The following is a 19,701-nucleotide window of genomic DNA, read 5'->3' as shown; positions in this document are numbered from 1 at the left end:
CTATGCAACGGTGGGCTTGTTCGTGTCTGTCCCACCAAAAGAAATCACGAAAGTGTTAAATGTTCAAACCAGCCTGGATGAATTCACAAACGAACGAAGGCAAATGTTCATATAATGATAGGGAATTTTTTAGGGAAAGGGGGTTTTTCGATGGGATATAACTATGGACCATACGGATGCAGCTATGGTTATCCGGCTCCTGCGCCTTGTTATTCAGGGTCCGGTTACGGCTTTGGTTATGGCCTGTTTATTGTCCTCCTGATTTTATTGCTCATTTTCGGGTTTTGGTGGTTGCCGGGATGTGGATTTGGTTATGGAGGGTCAGGTCCGTGCTGCTGATTCAGGCAAATAAAAAAACTCGGCCATAGGGCCGAGTTTTCCTATTTTACCTATTCATATCTAACGTTGCGTTCCGAGTTGATCAGCGTCATGACCATCTTGATCAACATCGCTTCAATTCATCACGTTTCCAATGGCATTTTCCGCTGTTCTATACATACAAACCATGACAATGCTGGCCACGCACCGGCAAATACGTTAGCCGGTATCCTTCTCCTGCCAATAGCAACGCTTCTCTCCTTTTACATAAAACAAGTTCAACATATTAACCTCCACCTTTCTTTAATTTTTTTATGAACGGAATACCTACCTCATATGTTTTTAGAAAAAAGGACGATGCTTCATCGCTTTATCTAGATGTTCTTCTCGAATCTTGTGGATTCTCTCCTGTTGCAAACATTCCTCGGCAGTCATTTTTTTCATTTTAATCGCGATTGTGAAAAAAAGCATATTCAGTGTCATAATATCACCTCCTTTAAGGGAGCGGCCCAACAAAAAGGCATAAAAAGGCCGCAGAAAGTTACGTCCTCCTGCGGGCTTTTTTAGAGAATATAAAAAGACCGCAGGATAAAACACTTCTCCCTGCGGCCGCTATGTCTGAATGATTAATAAAGCCAAATTGCTTTAGAAATATTCCGCTTGGCACAGGTCGAATGTTATGTGATTGTCATTTGAAACGGACCGGCTGATTGCGACGACTCCATATAGATACAATGTCATTTTCTTCGACCTCCTTTGGAATATTTTTTATTACTTGGTAAGTATATCCACAAATTCGATATTTGTAAACGGCTTTTGCCTATTTATTTGAAAATTTCAATCTTTCTACCCATTTTCATGAGCTATTATTACCTAAAGGAGGTAAGTCGTATGATAAATCTGCCCCTTAATGGGTTGCAACAAATGAAAAATAAAAAAACCTGATTCTTTAAAAGAATCAGGACAGACTGTAGACAAACTCGAGTTTGTCTACAGATTTAATGAGGGTTTGTAAAATCTCGAACGTCGATTTCCTCTTCAGGCACTCGCTTTCCGCGGGCGGTCCGCCCTCGGCGCTTTTGCGCCTGCGGGGTCTCCCCTCGACGCGCTTTTCCCGCAGAAGTAAGGTTTGCTTCTATTGTTGTAAAGTGTCCTGGTCATCCATTTCGGCCAAGATCTTCTTATATTTTTTTGATAATGAGAAAAATACTATGGATATGCCCAGGAACATGATTGTCGCTCCCATATAGACATATGTGTCAATCATCGCTTTGTCGCCAGTGGGAAGGATGGTTCCTATATAGAAGAACGAACCCACACATAACAAAGTGATCGCAAATTGTTTAAAATCGACCATTTTCGAACGCAGCATTGCCGCCGTTTGTTTTTTGCGGTTTTTCATGCCATTCCACCTTCTTTCAAGCTAATAAGATATCGATATCTCATTCTACCATATTTATTCCAAATGACAGGGTGTAAATAATGGCAGTCAGCTATGAATTTCTGGTCCCTAAACGACTATCCTTGCAGCGCTTGTTCCAAGTCTTCCAATAAGTCTTCAACATCTTCCAGACCTACTGAAATGCGAATCAACCCATCAGTTATCCCAAGTTCTGCACGACGCTCAGCCGGAATGGAAGCATGTGTCATCAAAGCCGGAATGGAAATCAAGCTCTCCACTGCCCCCAGACTTTCCGCAAGTGTAAAGTATCTCACTTTGTTCAAAACGGACTCGGCCTTTTCCGCACTGCCGACATCAAATGAAACCATACCGCCGAATCCACGCGATTGTTTTTTGGCAATATCATGATTTGGGTGGTTTTCAAGACCTGGGTAATAGATTTTCGAAACGCCTTCATGCCCGGATAGGAAACGAACGATTTGAGATGTGTTTTTTTCATGTTCTTCCATCCTGATTCCCAGCGTTTTAATGCCTCGCATCAGCAACCATGAATCCTGGGGCCCTAGCACGCCTCCTGTGGAGTTTTGGATGAAATGAAGGTCATTGCCAATCTTTTCATCATTCACCACGACAAGACCCGCTACAACATCGCTGTGTCCCCCCAGATACTTCGTTGCGCTATGAAGCACGATATCGGCTCCAAGTGAAAGCGGATTTTGCCAGTATGGCGTACTGAAGGTATTGTCCACAATGGTGAGGATGCCGTTTTCTTTTGCTATTTTTGATACTTCTTCCAAATCGGTGATTTTCAATAATGGATTCGTCGGAGTTTCAATGAACAGTGCTTTCGTATTGTCCTTTATCTCTTTTTCGATCGAGTGTATGTCACTCGTATTGATGAACGTAGCTTCCACCCCAAAGCGGTTAAGCACTTTAGTGATGACCCGGAAAGAACCTCCATAAACATCATCTGTCATCAATACATGATCACCATGACTGAACAGCATCATAACCGCAGTCATTGCTGCCATTCCTGATCCGAAGGCGAAACCTCTTTTTCCTTCCTCGAGATCCTTGATCAATTCTTCGAGGGCATGGCGGGTCGGGTTGCCTGTACGGGAATATTCATAGCCCCGATGATTCCCCGGACCATCCTGTTTATAGGTGCTCACTTGATAAATCGGCACCGAAACCGCTCCTGTTTGTTCATCACCGAAAATGCCGCCATGGATCAATTGTGTTTTTTTTCTCATTTTACATTCCTCCCTGATAAATTTTTTTGCTTAAGTATCGTTCACTTGAATCCGGAAATATGACGACGATATTCGCCCCCCGGGAAGCCTTGGCCGCTTCTTTCATGGCCGCTGCAAATGCCGCACCGGAAGAACTCCCGACAAGAAGGCCTTCTTTAATCGCCAATTCCTTTACCATATGGAAAGCGTCACGATCGCTTATCGTATGGATTTGGTCAAAATACGTTTCATCCATATAGGCAGGTAAGAATTCCATCCCGATCCCCTCTGTTTTATGGGATCCGGCTTTTCCGCCGTTTAAAATCGATCCTTCTGGTTCGACAATGACCGTTTTGACAGCAGCGTTCTTTTCTTTCAAATATCGCGATGTTCCCATGAATGTTCCGCCCGTCCCGGCACCGGCAACAAACACATCCACATCGCCTTCCATCTGTTCCCATATTTCAGGTCCCAGCGTTTTATAATAGGCATCAGGATTGGAAGGGTTGGCGAACTGCTGGGGACAATATGATCCCGGAATTTCAGCCAGCAGCGCCTTAGCCTTGGCGATTGCTCCTGTCATCCCTTCCTCTGTCGGGGTTTGGATCACATTCGCTCCAAGGGCACGCATCAATTCCTGTTTCTCGATACTGAATTTCTCCGGAACGCAAAATATCACGTCCACCCCACTGTTTATCGCAGCCAACGCCAAGCCAATCCCGGTATTCCCGGCAGTCGGTTCGATGATCGTCCCGCCCTTTTTCACCTTCCCTGTCTGCAGCGCTTTGGCTAACAGTTCTTGACCAAGCCGATCCTTCACACTGCCTCCCGGATTGAAGTATTCCAGTTTGGCAAAGATACGGACTTCATCCGGAAGCGGGAAATGGGTGATTTCCATCATCGGCGTTTCCCCTACCAGCTCATGAATATTTTTAAAGACTTTCATATTCGGACATCCTTTCATAGTTATCCTACCAATTTAATGAGGATTATGCAATAAAGAATGATCAGCAGAAAAGCTTCCGCTGATCACTTACCATTCATTTCATTTTTTCAACCATTTTCAAAATCAGTGCCGCTGAATGAAGAGCCGCAGTTTCCAGGAATTTATCAAAGGAAATATTGGACTCCTTACCCGCGATATCCGAAAGGGAACGAATGATGACAAACGGTGTTTTGAATTGGAAGGCTACCTGTGCAATGGCTGCCGCTTCCATTTCCACCGCGTATAAATCAGAGAATTTCCCTCTGACGAATTCAACCCTGTCAGGATCATTCATGAAAGAATCCCCCGTCACGATCAACCCTTTCGCCACTTGTATATCCTCGATTTCTTTTGCTGCTTCTTCTGCGATTGCAAAAAGCTTTTCATCCGGTGTGAAAGCTGCAGGCATCTGAGGGACTTGACCGTATTCATATCCAAAAATCGTCACATCGACATCATGGTGCCGCACTTCCGTGGATATGACCACATCCCCTACATTCAGATCTGGATGATAACCGCCGGCAGAGCCAGTATTGATGACCGCATCCGGTTTGAATTTTTCTAACAGGATTGCAGTGGACATTGCCGCATTCACTTTACCGATACCAGATTTAAGTAAAATGACCTCGATACCATTCAGTGTGCCTGTATTGAACTCGGAACCGGCAATGGTCACCTGCTCCAACCCTTCCAATTTATCACGTAAAATCGTAACTTCTTCTTCCATTGCTCCGATTATGGCTACCTTCATTAGTAAAAACCTCTTCCTATAATTTTTCCGCCTCCATGATCCAGACGAATTGATTGCAGCGCTCGAAGTTCACTTTATATCCATTTGCTTCAAGCACTTTTTCCAAAAAAGGAATCGTAGTATAATATTCCGTTTGCAAATCGTTCGCCAAATTATGAAAGCCTGCCTGCCTTGCATCTTGAATCGCTCGTTCATGAGCTTCCTTTGATTGATACATTGTATCAGCAAACACTATTTTACCACCAGTATTCAGTAACTTTCCATAGTTGGCTATCGCTTTTTCTTTTTCTTCATCGGTTAAATGATGAAACGCGTACGTACTCACAATCGAATCAACCTGTTCCGGCTTCGGAAAATCGATAAAATCACCATCTACAATTTCCGTTTTTCCGCTCAGCTTGCTTACCGCTATTTCCCTCATCGCAGGAGAAGGTTCTATTCCCGATACCTTTAGGCCCTTCTTCAAAAGTCTTTCCGTCAAATTCCCGGTACCCACCCCGAACTCCAGCACATGACCAAAAGCCCGATTGGTGACGCTGTCCAATATGCCATCATAATGTTTAAAAACCTCTTGATACTCAATATCGTGTCCACCAACCGTATCATCATACGATTTCGACCATTCTTCAAATAAATCGATAAATTCTCTGCCCATTTTTAATCACCTTTTATAATAAGATAATAAAACCTATAAGCATAATATGATATAAACAGAGAAACAGTTCTTGTTTTTAGGCAAATTCATTAGGTTCAGATTCGGACAAAATGGTGGTAAACTAACAGTATCTGAATGTTGGAGGGGAACAGTCATGAGTTTTCAACTCGACTTAAACTTATTCGAAGATAAAATAGAATTTTTCGAGGCAGAAAGCATCAAGAATCTTGAAGAAAAAATCCAATCACAAATTGAAATCAATAAAGCGATCATGCTTCAGGTGGAATCCGTGTCACACCAAATGTATGTAAGTGAAGAAGGCAGACGTTTTTATAGTGCAGTCGTCCACTTTAAAGCTAAAAAATGAGCACCATGAAAAACCCCCGAAAAGCGGAATTCCTTTCGGGGGTTTTTCGTTTATACATTTTTTCTGAACATTATCTTTTATCGTTTGTCTTCAGCTCTTCGACTTTTACAGGTTTCCAACCTGATCCGTCCACCCATTCAATATAAACCCGGAAGGTTTTAGGGTTGTCTCCTTCAGAAACCGTACCGATTGCCGTGGTCGGCGAACCGCCGTTTTGCAGCCACCATAGCTTCATGCTGCCTTCATCGATTCCAGCTCCGCTTGCTATCGCTTTACTCATTTCATTCCAATCGACCGAGCCCTTTTCGAAGCTGGTAGTGTGCTCCCCGGATTGCTCCGTTCCTACTGGTTTCCAACTCTCACTTGTATATGTAGACGCAACATTGCCATCGCCGCTGCCTTCCACTTCCACAAGTTCGGCATCTCCTGCTTTTTCTGGATCTGCATCATCTTCAGCCTTCTCTTCTGCATCTTCCTCTGTTGCTTTACTATCTTCTTTTTCGGCATCCTCTTCTGTTGCTTCACTATCACCTACTGCGTCTTCCTTCTCTGAATCCGTTTCTTCCTCTTTGCCAGAAGGTTTGTCCACTACTTTCCCTTTTTCAGTCTCGGCGACTTGCTTTGGTTCAGTCGTGGCTTTTTTTGTTTCGGTGCCATCATCACTTAAGAAAATCGAGACTGCGACAATGACGATTAAAATGGAAACGATGGTGATTGCAATATTATATATTTTATTTACTTTTCTTTTTTGATCTCTCTGATTGAAACGTGAGCCCAAGGTCCATTCCTCCCCTTACCATTTCTTACTGCCTCATTTTAACATGATTTAGCCAGAGATAGAAGGGAAGGGTTTCCTACACTTTTCGTCAATTCTCGCTATTGTCCTGGTCCTTCGAGTACAGGACTTTTACAATATCTGAAAAAAGAGGCGTCATGCTGGAACTGTTTTCCTTCGTTTCAAAACTTACGGTAACAAGAGCATATTTGGGATCTTTATAGGGAAAGTAGCCTGCAAACCATTTATTGAGCTCCCCTTTTTCAATATTGGTCTGAGCTGTCCCGGACTTGCCTGCGACCTCCACAGGCAAATCTCTCAAGGAGGCGCCCGTCCCTTTCTCTTCCGTCACGACCTTCCTAAGAAGATGCTGCATCTTCATCGTTGTATATGGAGACAGTGTCTCGCCGCCAATGCTTTGATTGGGAAAATCGACTACGGTCGTACTATTGTTAAATTCGACCTTGGAAACGGCTTTGACCTGTTCCTTCTTGCCGCCGCGGGCAATCGTTGCCATCATATTCGCGATCGCGAGCGGCGTCGTTTGGACATCTTGCTGGCCAATTGCCGTTTTGGCAACCATTTTGGGATCTTTTTTTAAATCGTCATCATGCCAGACCTTTCCTGTTTGCTCATGATGCAGCTGAGTGACTTCCGTGTGATATACGTCCCCTTGCCAGCCCGTTTCACCAACCAGCCCTAACTTTTTTGCATATTTGTCCAAAAAGTCCGGATCCTTCTCCGCTATTTCCTGTGACAATTCGGCAAACGTCCTATTACAGCTTTGGGCAAAGCTATTTTCAAAATTAAGTACGCCCAGTTCCCTCTGTTTATCCGTTTTGCCGTCTATCGTCAAATTACAGTTAAATGTCCGGGTGGGACTGGCCGCTTCATAATCGATGGCCGCTGCTGCCGTGACCGTTTTAAAGACAGAACCCGGCGTTTTTTGAGTCAGCATCATATTGACGGCCCCTTCGCCATTTGGATCTTTTATATTAAGCGCCGGACGTGATACCATGGCGACGATTTCACTTTTTTCGATATCGATCAGGACGAGACCGCCTTTTTTTATCCCGCGTTCATCGACGAGCTTCTCCGCTTTCTCCTGAATTTCTTTATCGATCGTCGTCATGACCTTCACCGGGTAAAGCGGATTTGCTGGTTCCACATATTTAACATCGACACCGAACATCGGTCCTCCGCTGGCGTCCACGTGAAAAACGAGCTTCGATTCCCCAGAGGAAAGCAAGAACTCATCGAAGGTCCTTTGCAGTCCCGTATTGCCTATTTTCGTTTCAGGAGATAAATTCATGTCCGGGTAACGTTTTTTCTTTTCCGCATCAGATATATTCGTCGTTCCGATCAATTGTGCTGCAGGCGTTTGATCATGATATAATTTCTCATTCACGGCAAAGACCCCGGGAATCTTCAATTCATTGATTGCCTTCGACTGGCTGGACGTCAACTCTATCGGTTCATCCCCGCCAAATACGAATGGTTCATCCGCTTCTTCTATAGCCCGTTTTAACTCCGCTTCCGATTTCCCTATTATCGAGGCCACTTCATCTATGGGCCATGTCATTTTTTTTAAAAAGGGAAAAAGGACCAGCGTCGGGATCTCTTCATGTGCCAGAGGTTCTCCGTTTCTGTCATAGAACTTTCCGCGTCCATCATCAATCTTTAATATTTGTGAACGCTGATTCACGCTTGCTTCCAACAGGTTCACATCATGCTTTGAAAAAGATTCTGTCGATACAAGTTGGATGTAGGCAAGCCTGCCTATGAGCATCAGCATGAAAGTGGTCAAAAAAAGTGCCAGCAACCTCATTCGTTTCTTTTTCATAAAATACACCTCGGTAACCATTGTTGACGAGGTGCGAATTTTTAAACAATTATGAACAAATTTAACGCGGCACTTTTCCATAAGGCTCTTTTCGTAAAGATTGTTGTTTTTAAACGAAACTATTTAAGGTTGATTGGAGCGGAAGTGCGAGACTCCTGCGGGAGCAGCGGGACAGGTGAGACCCCACGGGCGTTTACGCCGAGGAGGCTCAGCGCCCGCCCCGCGGAAAGCGAGCATCTTGAGGGGAAATCAACCACAACTCACTACTGGTAAATAGCAACAAAGTATGTGAAAACAGCCTTACATAAAAAGAGGATGCCCCGATGGACATCCCCTTTTGCATTTTATTTAGTCGATGGATACAATCTTGACGCTCATTTCGCCGCCAGGTGTCATGATCGATACCTTGTCGCCGACCCTTTTCCCTATCAGGCTTTTCGCGATTGGGGAATCATTGGAGATTTTTCCTTCGAATGGGTCCGCTTCAACGCTTCCTACGATGGAATATGTTTCTTCGTCACCATTTGGAAGTTCCACGAAGGTTACCGATTTTCCAAGTGAAACTGTATCTGTATTCGAATCATTGCCTTCAATGATTTTTGCATTGCGGATCATGTTTTCGATCGTTGTAATACGTCCTTCAACGAAAGCCTGCTCTTCTTTTGCGGAATCGTATTCTGAGTTCTCGGAAAGGTCCCCAAAACTGCGGGCGATTTTGATTCTTTCCACCACTTCTTTACGTTTAACCGTTTTTAACTGTTCCAGTTCCTGTTCAAGCTTTAACTTACCTTCTTTAGTCATTGGATATTCTTTTTCAATTGCCAAAACCCTTCACTCCTTCAAATTCTTTACAGCAAGCATTCGCTGTGACAAGTTTATGTACTATATAGTGCTTAACCCAAATCGAGTCAAAATATATAATTGCGCGACTTAAAAAGTCGCGCTTCGATACTAAGAAACAATCCGTTCCTTAGTATATAAACCGACTGCGGTGAGCAGCCGGTTCGTTCTGTATCAAGAATAGAGTATTGCGTTTTCCAACATTTGTCCAGTCTTTCCCATTAAATAAATGGGATTTTTAAATAAACGGAGGAAAATGGCACCTATCATTATTTATGCTATGTTATTACAAAAAAGACTTTTGTTCAAGGATTGTTTGAATTTTTGTCACCATAAGGTCAATCGCCACATGGTTTTGGCCGCCTTCTGGTATGATGATGTCGGCATAACGCTTCGTCGGTTCTATGAACTGATTATGCATCGGACGGACGACACTGATGTATTGTTCGATGACGGAATCTATGGAACGGCCGCGTTCTTTAATATCACGGGTCATCCGGCGAAGGATCCGCAGGTCTGCGTCCGTATCGACATATAGCTTCATATCCATCAGGTCTCGCAGGCGTTCATCCTCCAGTACTAGAATCCCTTCAAGGATGATGACATCCTGTGGCTCAACTGTGATGACTTCTTCCGAGCGCGTATGGATCGAATAATCATAAACGGGTTTTTCTATCGTTTCATAGCGCAGCAAAGCGTTAATGTGATCGATTAGCAAATCATTATCAAATGCAAGTGGATGATCATAGTTCGTTTTCAGGCGCTCTTCAAAAGGCAGATGACTTTGATCTTTATAATAATAATCTTGTTCGATCATCAAGATGGAATGTCCTTGGAAGAATTCAAAAATGGAACGGGTAACACTTGTTTTACCTGATCCCGACCCTCCGGTAACTCCAATGACCACTGGTTTCTTTCTTGTCATATCAATTCTCCTTCCGCATCATATTGTTCACATAAACTCTATTATCTACTTGAATGCGGACAATTTGAAGCGGATGGCGGGCTGCCTCCAGCTCCTTACCTGACTCATCCCAGATCGTACCGATTTTTTGAGTGAAGTTTTCGATTTCCGGTCCAAAAAACTCCACTTCATCCCCAGGCTTGAAGAAGTTACGTTGCTGCATGGTTACGATTTTAGTTTCCTCGTTGTAATCAAGCACCAATCCTGCGAAGTCGAAGCGAGTCTTTACGGTATGATTCCCGAACATTTGCTGTTTATACCCAGGAATTTCCCCTTCCATGAACGATGATGCCGTCTCACGGTTCGCACACTTATCAAGCTCTTCCAGCCATTCTTGTTTAATCTTGAAATTGTCGGGATCGGCACAATACGCATCAATCACTTTACGGTACACGCTGACAACCGTTGCAATATAATGAATCGATTTCATTCTTCCTTCGACTTTTAAGCTGTCTATGCCAATTTCAATCATGCCAGGCAGTGATTCAATCAGCTTCAAGTCTTTTGGACTCATTGCGAATGGAGCATCTTCTTTATCGAATAAAGCCTTTTCCCCATCTTGATCCAACTCATATAAATCATAATCCCAACGGCAAGACTGACAGCAGCCGCCGCGGTTCGAATCACGCGCCGTCATATGGTTCGAAAGGGTGCAGCGTCCAGAATAGGCGATGCACATGGCCCCATGAACGAAAGCCTCGATTTCGATATCGACCTTCTCCTTCATTTCACGGATTTCATCAGCACTCGTCTCACGTGCCAAAACAACACGCTCCAAGCCTTCCTCTTTCCAATACTGAACAGCCTTCCAGTTCGATAGCGATTGCTGTGTGCTTAAATGGATCTCGACTTTCGGAGCGACCCTTTTACAGGTTTCGATGATTAATGGGTCGGCGACGATGATACCATGGACCCCTGCCTCCTGAAGACCTTCCAGATATTCATCAAGACCATCGATATTTTCATTATGTGCGAAGATATTTGTAGTTACATATACTTTGGCACCATACTTATTAGCGAATTCGACGCCTTCCTTCATTTCGTCAAACGTGAAGTTACCGGCATTGGAACGAAGGCCATATTCCTGACCGCCAATGAACACGGCATCCGCGCCGTAATGGACGGCAATTTTTAATTTTTCCAGGTTGCCGGCCGGAGCCAGCAATTCCGGTTTTTTTACAATGACTCTCTTTCCATCAACGATCTTGGAAATTTTATCAGCAATAGCATTCAAGGCTATTCCTCCTCTTTCTCTTACCCTTTTCTTTAATAAACCGATTCTTTAAAGAAGAACCCAGTATCCAACTCACGGTTATCCGGCTGAACCGCTTTGACTTTTTCAAAAAGTTCCGATTTGATATCATCATAGCGGTCAGGGTCTTCAGCACATACGTCAATCGCTTCCCGATATAACCTTGTCATTTCAATGACATATTCCGGAGTTTGTAGTAACCCTTCGATTTTCAGGGAGTCAATTTCCGCTTCAATCAATTCCTGAAGTTCATCAATCATGCACATATCATTCGGACTCATGATATGTGTACCATTTTCATCTTCATAAATCGGGTATTTATTTTCGCGTTCCTTATCATGCAAGAACATATTTCTATGCTCCTTCCGATTTTCAACTTCCAATGCCTTGCCTTGGTATTCAAAGTAATTACCTAGGAGCGTACGCTTCGATTGGAACATGCATGTCATGCCATGCACTTGCACTTCAATCTCCACTTCGGCATTTTCCTTCATTTCCACGATCTCGTCCAGACTTATCTCACGGGCAGCAACGGCACGGACAGCACCGCGTTTCCCCCAGTAATTACATGTGTACCAGTTCGTTACCGTCATCTCTGTATTCCAGTGCAGGGGCATATCAGGTGCCACCGCACGGACTGCCATCAAGACTGCGGGATCACCGAAAATGATCCGGTCGGCACCAGCCTCTTTAAGGAATGTAACATACCCTTCAAGCTCGTCCACTTTTTCATTATGAAAAATGGCGTTCATGGATACGTACACTTTCTTGCCCGCAGCATGTGCAAGTTCAATTGCCTTCTCTACATCTTCACGATTGAACTCCCCTGCCAGCCTTAACGCATAACGTTGTTCGCCAATGACGAAGGCGTCAGCGCCAGCATCGATGAGTTCTGTTATATGATCGACACTTGTCGGAGTCACGAGTAATTCAGGCTTTTTCATTTTTGTCACCTCTATGTTTACTAATGGCCACACCATCACCAATTGGCAAAATTACAGTATCGAAATGGGGATGGTCATGTAACCAGATGTTAAAGTCTCTGATTTTTTTGATAAGAGCTCGCTTTCTTCTCGTCATTTCCATTTCTTCAATGTTTTCGGCAACCAAGCCTTTGAATAATACATTGTCAGTAATGATGATGCCAGCATCAGCAAGGAATGGTTCAAACAGTTCAAAGAATCGCTTGTACTGCCCTTTAGCTGCATCAACGAAGATGATATCGAACGGGCCATGCTCTATCACTTTCGGTCCCGCTTCAAGGGCATCCCCTTCAATGAGGGTGATCCTTTCCGACAGTCCTGCCTTCTTGAAATTAGCCCTTGCCTGCTCAATGCGGGCTTCATTCCGTTCAAGCGTGACGATTTCTGCTTCCGGAAGGGTCTCAGCCATCCTTATGGCCGAATAGCCAATTGCCGAACCTACTTCCAATATCGTTTTTGGCTGATGAAGCCTTAAAATCTGAAGCAGCACTTCAATTCCTTCGGGCTCCATGATCGGCACATTATTTTCCATCGCAAAATCTTCCAACTCCTTAAGCAAACCCGTACGCTCCGGAATTAAGGAATGAAGATATTGTTCTATTTTTCCGTTCAAAACGTTTCCTCCATTTATAAGGAAAACAAAAGCGCTTGGTCAGTAACATGAAAAAATTGATTGTACAATTTCTTCACAAGGAGCTGAAACAAGTATGCTTGACGATCTACATTTCCTTATCTTTCAAAATAAAACCCGGCATTCGCCGAGTTACGTCACCGATAAGAATCGGATCAAAAATTCACTTGTACTATTCTATCATAAAAACAAGGGGAAAGTAATATCTCTCCCCCCTCGGTTTCCTTGCATTTTTTTATTTATTTATTGGAAATATGCTCTGCCTTTTTGTTATTGTGGTCATCCAAGGTCTTGGAGTAAAGGACTTCCCCTTCAGGTGTTGCCAAAAAGTACAGGTAATCCGTTTTCTCAGGTTTCAATACCGCATCGATCGATGTCGTTCCGGCATTTGCAATCGGCCCTGGCGGAAGCCCCTTGTTCTTATACGTATTATAAGGGGATTTCACCTCAAGGTCTTTATAATACACCCTGCTCTTATGTGAACCCTTCGCATACAAAACGGTCGGATCCGTTTGAAGCGGCATATCTTCCTCAATACGGTTGTAAAAGACGGAAGCTATCTTTCCGCGATCGACTTGTGCCGTCGCCTCTTCTTCGACAAGCGAAGCGAAGGTCAGCATCTCGTGTACGGAATAATCGTTCTTGTCCATTTGGCCCTCGTATGCCTGCAATGTCTCTTCGGTTTTCTTCAGCATCTCGATGACGATCGACTCCAGGGTCGGCTTTTCTTCATAAAAGTCATAAGTTGCTGGGAAAAGGTACCCTTCCAGCGGATATAAAACCTTTTCATTTTCAATTTCCGAGGTCAATAGCTGCGGAAATTGCTCTTGCATGGAATTAACGAACTTCTTATCATTCAATTTCTTGAAGACCTTTTTCGGATCTTCCCCCGTCTTCCCCGCGATGATATCGGCAATTTGGATTAGCTGCTTCCCTTCAGGAATCGTTATCTTCATTGCCGCTTCCTTCATGAGTTTTCCGGTTTTGATGCTTGTGACAATATCTTCAATCGGCATGGAAGGTGATAATTTATACTCCCCTGCCTGAAAACCGGATTCATTGCGGAATTTAATATAATATTTGAATACGCGTGCGTCCTTGATTATTCCCTGCTCTTCAAGCAGAGTTGAAATTCCGTTAACGGATGAACCGATCGGGATTTTCACTTTCTTGATGGTGTCATCATCCGGATCGACTGGTTTCATGGCTGAGTTGATATATAAAAAGCCCACAAGACCAACTATCCCAATTAGTAAAATAAGCGAAGCGATCGTAATCATGATGATTTTACGAACCAGCTTGGCTTCTCCTTGCTGTTCTAACAATTTCATTCGGATATGTTCCTTTTTAGATAGATTTTTATCTTTTTCATCCATGTTCATTCCCCCTGCAAACTCACACCAACTACAGAATGGTTTCTAGATGATGCTTTTTCTCTAATTAATCTTTGCTTCGAACATTATACTAAAATCAACAAATAATTACATGTTTTTTGCAAAACTACATTCATCAATACTCTATTTATGGCAAAAATGCACTAGTTTTGTCAATATACAGGTATTATTTAATAGGAAAATAGTGATATCTTTGTCTAAAGTTTTTTTGAGGGCATATTGATTTCCTCTCCAGTTCAGGCACTCACTTTGATGCGTTTTTCCCACAGAGCCCCCCTACCTCAACTATTTATTAACTTAGAAACTATACTCGAGGAGTTGATGGTGCTGCTTGGGGTCAGTTGGTTCGGGAACATCATTTGATGAAAGATATGTTTCCGAACTCCTTTTGCCCACGGTCTTTTTATGGCTTGTACAATCTAGACGTTGATTTACGCTCCAGGGACTCGCTTTTCGCGGGCGGTCCGCCCTCGGCGCTTTTGCGCCTGTGGGGACTCCCTTGGACACGTATTTCCGCAGGAGTCTCGCCCCTTCCGTTCCAATCAACTTTGTTTAAAAAAATTCAGTTTGTAACCCTTTTTTCTAAAAAAGTGGCTTGGAATGTCACAGCCGAACAATGAAATGTTATTTGGTGGTGGACTTACTTTCCACTTCAGGTTCTCGCTTTCCGCGGACTGTCTCGGGGACCAATCAACTTTGTTTTAATTATTTACTCAGCTTAAAAATTTGTTCCCTGCATGTATTAGGCATTTCAAGAAATAGCAGGAATATTCATATAGGAATGCCATAATGATTTGAGGAAAAGGAAAGGTGTGAAGGAGTTGGATCAGTCTTATTTTGTAGGTTGGGGGACATTGGCACTCATAAACGCCGGACTTGCTCAAGGAAAAAATAGAACGGCGCTGAACTGGTTCTTGCTATCATTATTTTTGGGTCCGTTCGCTACTTTTATGCTTTTATTCGCAAAGAAAAGATAAGGGTAACTGGTACAAAAATGAAAAAACGATCTATATGCCTGCAATTTTATACAGGTTTTTACAATTCAAACATTGCTTTCCACTCCAGGTACTCGCTTTGCGCGGGCGGTCCGCCCTCGGCTTCCGCTTGCGGGGTCTCCTTAGACGCGCTTTTCCCGCAGGAGTCTCACACACCCACTCCCATCAATTTTGTTATTAAATTTTAGATGAAGTCCCTTTTCAAAAAAAAGGCTATTTTCATACTTTGTTGCTATTTACGAAGTAGTGCAGTGTGGTTGATTTCCCCTCCAGGTGCTCGCTTTCCTTGGTGCGGGCGGTGAGCCTCCTCGGCGTAAACGCCTGTGGGGTCTTACCTGTCCCGCAGCTCCCGCAGGAGTCTCGCACTTCCGCTCCAATCAACCTAAAATAGTTTCGTTTTAAAAACAACAATCTTTACGAAAAGAGCCCAAAAAAAAACCGGCCTTTAGGGGCCGGTTTTTTTCTTTTATTCTTCTTCCGCTTCTTCTTGGTCAAGGAATGTATTTAACATTTCTTCGACAAGATCCCACTCTTCTTCTGTTTCGATCGGTGTAAGTTCACCATCTTTATTATCTTCGCTCGGTACGAATGATGAAGCGTGGATTTCAATTTCTTCCTCTTCATCTTCTGCAGACATCGGATAGTAAAGTACATAAGATTTGTTGAATTTATCTGAGTCGAATGTGAAAAGGATTTCGCAAAGCTGCTCGTTTCCGTTTTCATCTACTACTGTAATGTTGTTTTCGCCGTGTTCCATTTGTATTCACCTCATATTGAATTTGTTTGTCTGTCCAAGAATCCTTGCAGAATCATGACAGCTGCCATTTTATCAATGACTTTCTTGCGTTTGCTTCGGCTCACGTCCGCCTCAAGAAGGACACGTTCAGCCGCCATAGTTGTCAACCGTTCATCCCAGAGAAACACCGGCAGCTTGAATTTGTTTTCTAATCGTTTAGCGAAATCTTGGCTGATCTCGCCTCGCGGTCCAACAGTCCCATTCATGTTCTTAGGTAAACCGAGGACAATTTTAGAAACATCATGCTCTTTTATAATTTCATTGAGGCGTTTAAAGCCGAAGTCATTTCCAGCTTCGTTAATTTTGATCGTTTCCAATCCTTGTGCAGTCCAACCCATCGCGTCGCTCAGGGCGACGCCGATGGTTTTTGAACCTAAATCAAGTCCCATTGTGCGCATTAGTATTCCTCTCGATGGTTCTTAAGATACGACTTAACCAATTCTTCGATGATTTCATCGCGTTCAAGCTTACGAATAATGTTTCGAGCATCCATATGGCGCGGGATGTAGGCCGGGTCACCAGATAATAGATAACCGACAATCTGGTTTATCGGGTTATAACCTTTTTCCTGAAGTGCAACATACACTTGAGACAATACTTCTTGTACATCTCTTTCGAATGGTTCTTCGGGAAAATTAAATTTCATCGTTTTATCAAAGGAACTCATTAACATGCACCTCTCCTCAGCGTCCAAATCCACTATTACCTACATTGTACAACACTTTCCATTGATTATGAAATCGATAAGACCCATTCTTCAACAAAATTAAGTGCTGCATCCAATTTTTCAGGGTCTTTTCCGCCGGCTTGGGCCATATCTGGACGTCCGCCACCGCCACCGCCGCAACGGGAAGCAACTTCTTTCACCAATTTACCAGCATGGAAACCGCGGTCGATGTAATCCTTGGTCACCCCGGCAATCAAATTGACTTTATCACCTTGGGCCGAGCCTAATACGATAATGACAGAATCGAGCTTTTGTTTCAAATCATCCGCCATGGCACGCAGATTATTCATGTCGGTAGCTTGAACCTTCGCCACCAATACTTGAACACCATTTACTTCTTTTACGTTAGAAACAAGGCTGCTTGCTTCAATATTACTTAATTTTGCAGTAAGGCTTTCATTCTCGCGATGAAGATCCTTCACTTCAGCCAGTACCGTTTCAATTCTTGACGGTACGTCTTTCAAGTTCGTTTTCAATTTAGCAGCCGCGTCCTTCAGGACACCGATTTGATCGGTCATCAATTTGTACGCCCCGGCACCCGTTACCGCTTCTATACGGCGAGTTCCTGCACCGATGCCGCTTTCGGAAACGATTTTGAACAAGCCGATCACCGCTGTATTCGGAACGTGGACACCGCCGCAAAGTTCCAAGCTGTAATCGCCTATTTGAACGACACGTACAATCTTGCCGTATTTTTCGCCGAACAAGGCCATTGCGCCCATAGCCTTGGCTTCTTCGATGTTTTTATAGTCCGTATTCACTTGTAAGCTTTGCCAAATCTTTTCATTTACAATCGTTTCGATTTGTTCAATCTCATCCGCCGTTATCTGGCCGAAATGAGAGAAATCGAAGCGAAGGCGCTCAGCCTGTACGAGTGAACCCGCTTGGTTGACATGTGTACCAAGCACATCTTTCAACGCCTGATGCAAAAGGTGCGTCGCTGTATGGTTTTTCGTGATATGGATGCGATTTTCTTGATTTACCGCAGCAACGATATGGGAATCTGCTGTTAATGTGCCGGCAGTAACTGCTACACGGTGCAGATTTTGGCCATTAGGAGCTTTTTGGACATCAAGGACATCAACCTTCACCGATTCACTGGCCATCGTTCCTATATCGGCTATTTGTCCGCCGCTTTCCGCGTAGAAAGGAGTCTTGTCCAATATCACTTGAACTTCTTCTCCTTCTTGTGCCTCCGTTACAAGCTCGCCATTTTTAATGATGGCAGCAACTTTGGCTTCGACAGCAACTTGATCATATCCGACAAATTCACTTTCAACTTTAATATCGCCCAATACCCCGCCTTGGATTTGCATGGAATCAACATCTTGACGCGCTGAACGGGCACGTTCACGCTGTGCATCCATCTCTTTTTCAAATCCAGCTTGATCGACCGCCATGCCTTCTTCTTCAGCATATTCTTCCGTTAACTCAATCGGGAAGCCATATGTGTCATATAAACGGAATGCATCGCTGCCCGGAATGGTCGTATTGCCTTTTTCCTTTTCCTTTTTAATGACCTCAGAAAGGATGGACAGTCCATCATTCAGGGTTTCATGGAAACGTTCCTCTTCATTTTTGATTACTTTTGCAATGAACTCTTTATTCTTGAGGACTTCAGGATAGAAGTCTTTCATGATTTCACCGACGACCGTCACAAGCTCGAACATGAATGGTCGGTTGATGTTGATTTGCTTAGCATATCGAACCGCCCTGCGAAGTAAACGGCGCAATACATAACCGCGGCCTTCGTTGGATGGAAGAGCCCCGTCACCTACTGCAAAGGCTACCGTACGAATATGGTCGGCAATGACTTTGAATGCAACATCTTTTTCTGAATCAACACCATACTTCACATCGGATATCTCTTCGACTGCGCGGATGATTGGCATGAATAAATCTGTATCATAGTTCGTCGCCACATCTTGAACGACGGAAGCCATACGTTCAAGGCCCATCCCTGTATCGATATTTTTCTTTGGAAGCGGTGTATAAGAACCGTCCGGATTATGGTTGAATTGAGAAAATACAAGATTCCATACTTCCAGATGACGTTCATTTTCCCCGCCTGGATATAGTTCCGGATCATTCGGATCATCGCCATATGCTGGTCCGCGGTCATAGAAAATCTCCGTATTCGGACCGCTTGGGCCTTCCCCGATATCCCAGAAGTTTTCTTCCAGGCGAATGATTCTTTCAGCAGGAACACCGATTTTCTTATTCCAAAGTTCGAATGCTTCATCATCTTCAGGATGGATCGTCACAGCCAATTTATCTTTGTCGAACCCAATCCATTTTTCATCGGTCAAAAACTCCCATGCCCATGTAATGGCTTCTTCTTTGAAATATTCACCAATGGAGAAGTTTCCGAGCATTTCGAAAAACGTATGATGACGTGCCGTTTTCCCCACGTTTTCGATATCGTTTGTACGAATCGCCTTTTGAGCATTCGTAATCCTTGGATTTTCAGGAATCACCCGTCCATCAAAATATTTCTTTAAAGTCGCCACCCCGGAATTGATCCAAAGCAATGATGGATCTTCATGAGGAACCAATGACGCACTTGGTTCGATGTTATGTCCTTTTTCACTAAAAAAGTCTAAATACATTTGGCGGATTTGAGCACCAGTTAAATACTTCATATATATATCCTCCTTTTAAAAATTATGTAATTTTGAGCACACAAAAAACCCCCATCCCAAAAACAGGGACGAGAGTTGACTCGCGGTACCACCCTGATTATGGACGCAGGAATTCATCCCAGGCCCATCACCTTCATAAAAGCCTTAAC

20 protein-coding genes are annotated in these 19,701 nt (G+C 43.7%); 2 read left to right on the top strand and 18 right to left on the bottom strand.

Annotated elements, in window-relative coordinates; genetic code table 11:
- The first annotated feature begins 150 nt into the window (after positions 1 to 150).
- Entirely contained in the window at positions 151 to 339 is a 189-nt protein-coding gene (locus tag ACFX4H_RS01090; RefSeq protein WP_057278866.1) for a hypothetical protein, read from the top strand.
- Between the two features lie 321 nt (positions 340 to 660).
- Here ACFX4H_RS01090 and ACFX4H_RS01085 read toward each other — a convergent pair whose 3' ends face one another.
- The 6 genes from ACFX4H_RS01085 to ACFX4H_RS01060 form a co-directional block, all read right to left on the bottom strand.
- Positions 661 to 801: a YrzI family small protein gene (locus tag ACFX4H_RS01085; RefSeq protein ID WP_377433585.1), complete on the bottom strand. Its 141-nt coding sequence runs from the start codon at positions 799 to 801 to the stop codon at positions 661 to 663.
- 652 nt (positions 802 to 1,453) lie between these two features.
- A complete protein-coding gene (locus tag ACFX4H_RS01080) occupies positions 1,454 to 1,720 on the bottom strand; it encodes a YrhC family protein (RefSeq protein WP_034308601.1) in 267 nt (88 codons plus the stop codon).
- A 116-nt stretch (positions 1,721 to 1,836) separates the two neighbouring features.
- Positions 1,837 to 2,973: a bifunctional cystathionine gamma-lyase/homocysteine desulfhydrase gene (locus ACFX4H_RS01075; RefSeq protein WP_034308604.1), complete on the bottom strand. Its 1,137-nt coding sequence runs from the start codon at positions 2,971 to 2,973 to the stop codon at positions 1,837 to 1,839.
- A 1-nt stretch (position 2,974) separates the two neighbouring features.
- Positions 2,975 to 3,898, bottom strand: coding sequence for a PLP-dependent cysteine synthase family protein (locus ACFX4H_RS01070; protein ID WP_249598443.1), 924 nt, complete (start codon positions 3,896 to 3,898; stop codon positions 2,975 to 2,977).
- Between the two features lie 94 nt (positions 3,899 to 3,992).
- The gene (gene mtnN / locus ACFX4H_RS01065; RefSeq protein ID WP_328137296.1) at positions 3,993 to 4,688 is read right to left on the bottom strand and encodes a 5'-methylthioadenosine/S-adenosylhomocysteine nucleosidase; all 696 of its coding nucleotides are present in this window, start codon (positions 4,686 to 4,688) and stop codon (positions 3,993 to 3,995) included.
- Between the two features lie 16 nt (positions 4,689 to 4,704).
- Positions 4,705 to 5,343 carry a class I SAM-dependent DNA methyltransferase gene (locus ACFX4H_RS01060; RefSeq protein WP_034308611.1) on the bottom strand — a complete coding sequence of 213 codons (639 nt, stop codon included), beginning with the start codon at positions 5,341 to 5,343 and terminating at the stop codon, positions 4,705 to 4,707.
- A gap of 154 nt (positions 5,344 to 5,497) precedes the next feature.
- Here ACFX4H_RS01060 and ACFX4H_RS01055 point away from each other — a divergent pair, with 154 nt between their 5' ends.
- Positions 5,498 to 5,710 (top strand): DUF2536 family protein, encoded by a 213-nt coding sequence (locus ACFX4H_RS01055; protein WP_048682770.1) that lies wholly within the window; start codon positions 5,498 to 5,500, stop codon positions 5,708 to 5,710.
- A gap of 70 nt (positions 5,711 to 5,780) precedes the next feature.
- On the opposite strand, the gene ACFX4H_RS01050 is transcribed toward ACFX4H_RS01055, so the two are convergent.
- From ACFX4H_RS01050 to alaS, 12 genes are all read right to left on the bottom strand, one after another.
- Entirely contained in the window at positions 5,781 to 6,488 is a 708-nt protein-coding gene (locus tag ACFX4H_RS01050; protein WP_063590579.1) for a YrrS family protein, read from the bottom strand.
- A gap of 88 nt (positions 6,489 to 6,576) precedes the next feature.
- Positions 6,577 to 8,328 (bottom strand): peptidoglycan D,D-transpeptidase FtsI family protein, encoded by a 1,752-nt coding sequence (locus ACFX4H_RS01045; RefSeq protein ID WP_377433581.1) that lies wholly within the window; start codon positions 8,326 to 8,328, stop codon positions 6,577 to 6,579.
- A gap of 348 nt (positions 8,329 to 8,676) precedes the next feature.
- The gene (greA, locus tag ACFX4H_RS01040; RefSeq protein WP_034308617.1) at positions 8,677 to 9,153 is read right to left on the bottom strand and encodes a transcription elongation factor GreA; all 477 of its coding nucleotides are present in this window, start codon (positions 9,151 to 9,153) and stop codon (positions 8,677 to 8,679) included.
- Between the two features lie 301 nt (positions 9,154 to 9,454).
- Positions 9,455 to 10,093 carry a uridine kinase gene (gene udk / locus ACFX4H_RS01035; protein ID WP_034308619.1) on the bottom strand — a complete coding sequence of 213 codons (639 nt, stop codon included), beginning with the start codon at positions 10,091 to 10,093 and terminating at the stop codon, positions 9,455 to 9,457.
- A 1-nt stretch (position 10,094) separates the two neighbouring features.
- A complete protein-coding gene (locus tag ACFX4H_RS01030; RefSeq protein WP_377433579.1) occupies positions 10,095 to 11,366 on the bottom strand; it encodes a peptidase U32 family protein in 1,272 nt (423 codons plus the stop codon).
- Positions 11,367 to 11,398: 32 nt separating this feature from the next.
- Positions 11,399 to 12,328: a peptidase U32 family protein gene (locus ACFX4H_RS01025; RefSeq protein ID WP_095389834.1), complete on the bottom strand. Its 930-nt coding sequence runs from the start codon at positions 12,326 to 12,328 to the stop codon at positions 11,399 to 11,401.
- Positions 12,315 to 12,980 carry an O-methyltransferase gene (locus ACFX4H_RS01020; protein WP_377433576.1) on the bottom strand — a complete coding sequence of 222 codons (666 nt, stop codon included), beginning with the start codon at positions 12,978 to 12,980 and terminating at the stop codon, positions 12,315 to 12,317. The genes ACFX4H_RS01025 and ACFX4H_RS01020 overlap by 14 nt, the downstream gene beginning before the upstream one ends.
- A 257-nt stretch (positions 12,981 to 13,237) precedes the next feature.
- Positions 13,238 to 14,374 (bottom strand): endolytic transglycosylase MltG, encoded by a 1,137-nt coding sequence (gene mltG / locus ACFX4H_RS01015; protein WP_370021597.1) that lies wholly within the window; start codon positions 14,372 to 14,374, stop codon positions 13,238 to 13,240.
- Between the two features lie 1,479 nt (positions 14,375 to 15,853).
- Positions 15,854 to 16,144 carry a DUF1292 domain-containing protein gene (locus ACFX4H_RS01010; RefSeq protein WP_034308630.1) on the bottom strand — a complete coding sequence of 97 codons (291 nt, stop codon included), beginning with the start codon at positions 16,142 to 16,144 and terminating at the stop codon, positions 15,854 to 15,856.
- Positions 16,145 to 16,155: 11 nt separating this feature from the next.
- On the bottom strand, positions 16,156 to 16,581 hold the full coding sequence (gene ruvX / locus ACFX4H_RS01005) for a Holliday junction resolvase RuvX (RefSeq protein ID WP_034308633.1): 426 nt from the start codon (positions 16,579 to 16,581) through the stop codon (positions 16,156 to 16,158).
- Complete coding sequence (locus tag ACFX4H_RS01000; protein ID WP_034311358.1) at positions 16,581 to 16,850, bottom strand: IreB family regulatory phosphoprotein; 270 nt, start codon at positions 16,848 to 16,850, stop codon at positions 16,581 to 16,583. The genes ruvX and ACFX4H_RS01000 overlap by 1 nt, the downstream gene beginning before the upstream one ends.
- A gap of 65 nt (positions 16,851 to 16,915) precedes the next feature.
- Positions 16,916 to 19,552, bottom strand: coding sequence for an alanine--tRNA ligase (gene alaS / locus ACFX4H_RS00995; protein ID WP_278089571.1), 2,637 nt, complete (start codon positions 19,550 to 19,552; stop codon positions 16,916 to 16,918).
- Positions 19,553 to 19,701 lie beyond the last annotated feature (149 nt).

Source organism: Peribacillus sp. YIM B13477 (assembly GCF_042787955.1).
GTDB classification, from domain to species: Bacteria; Bacillota; Bacilli; order Bacillales; family DSM-1321; genus Peribacillus; species Peribacillus frigoritolerans.
Note: the sequence above shows the minus strand (reverse complement) of the source record. Positions and strands in the feature narration are given on the sequence as shown.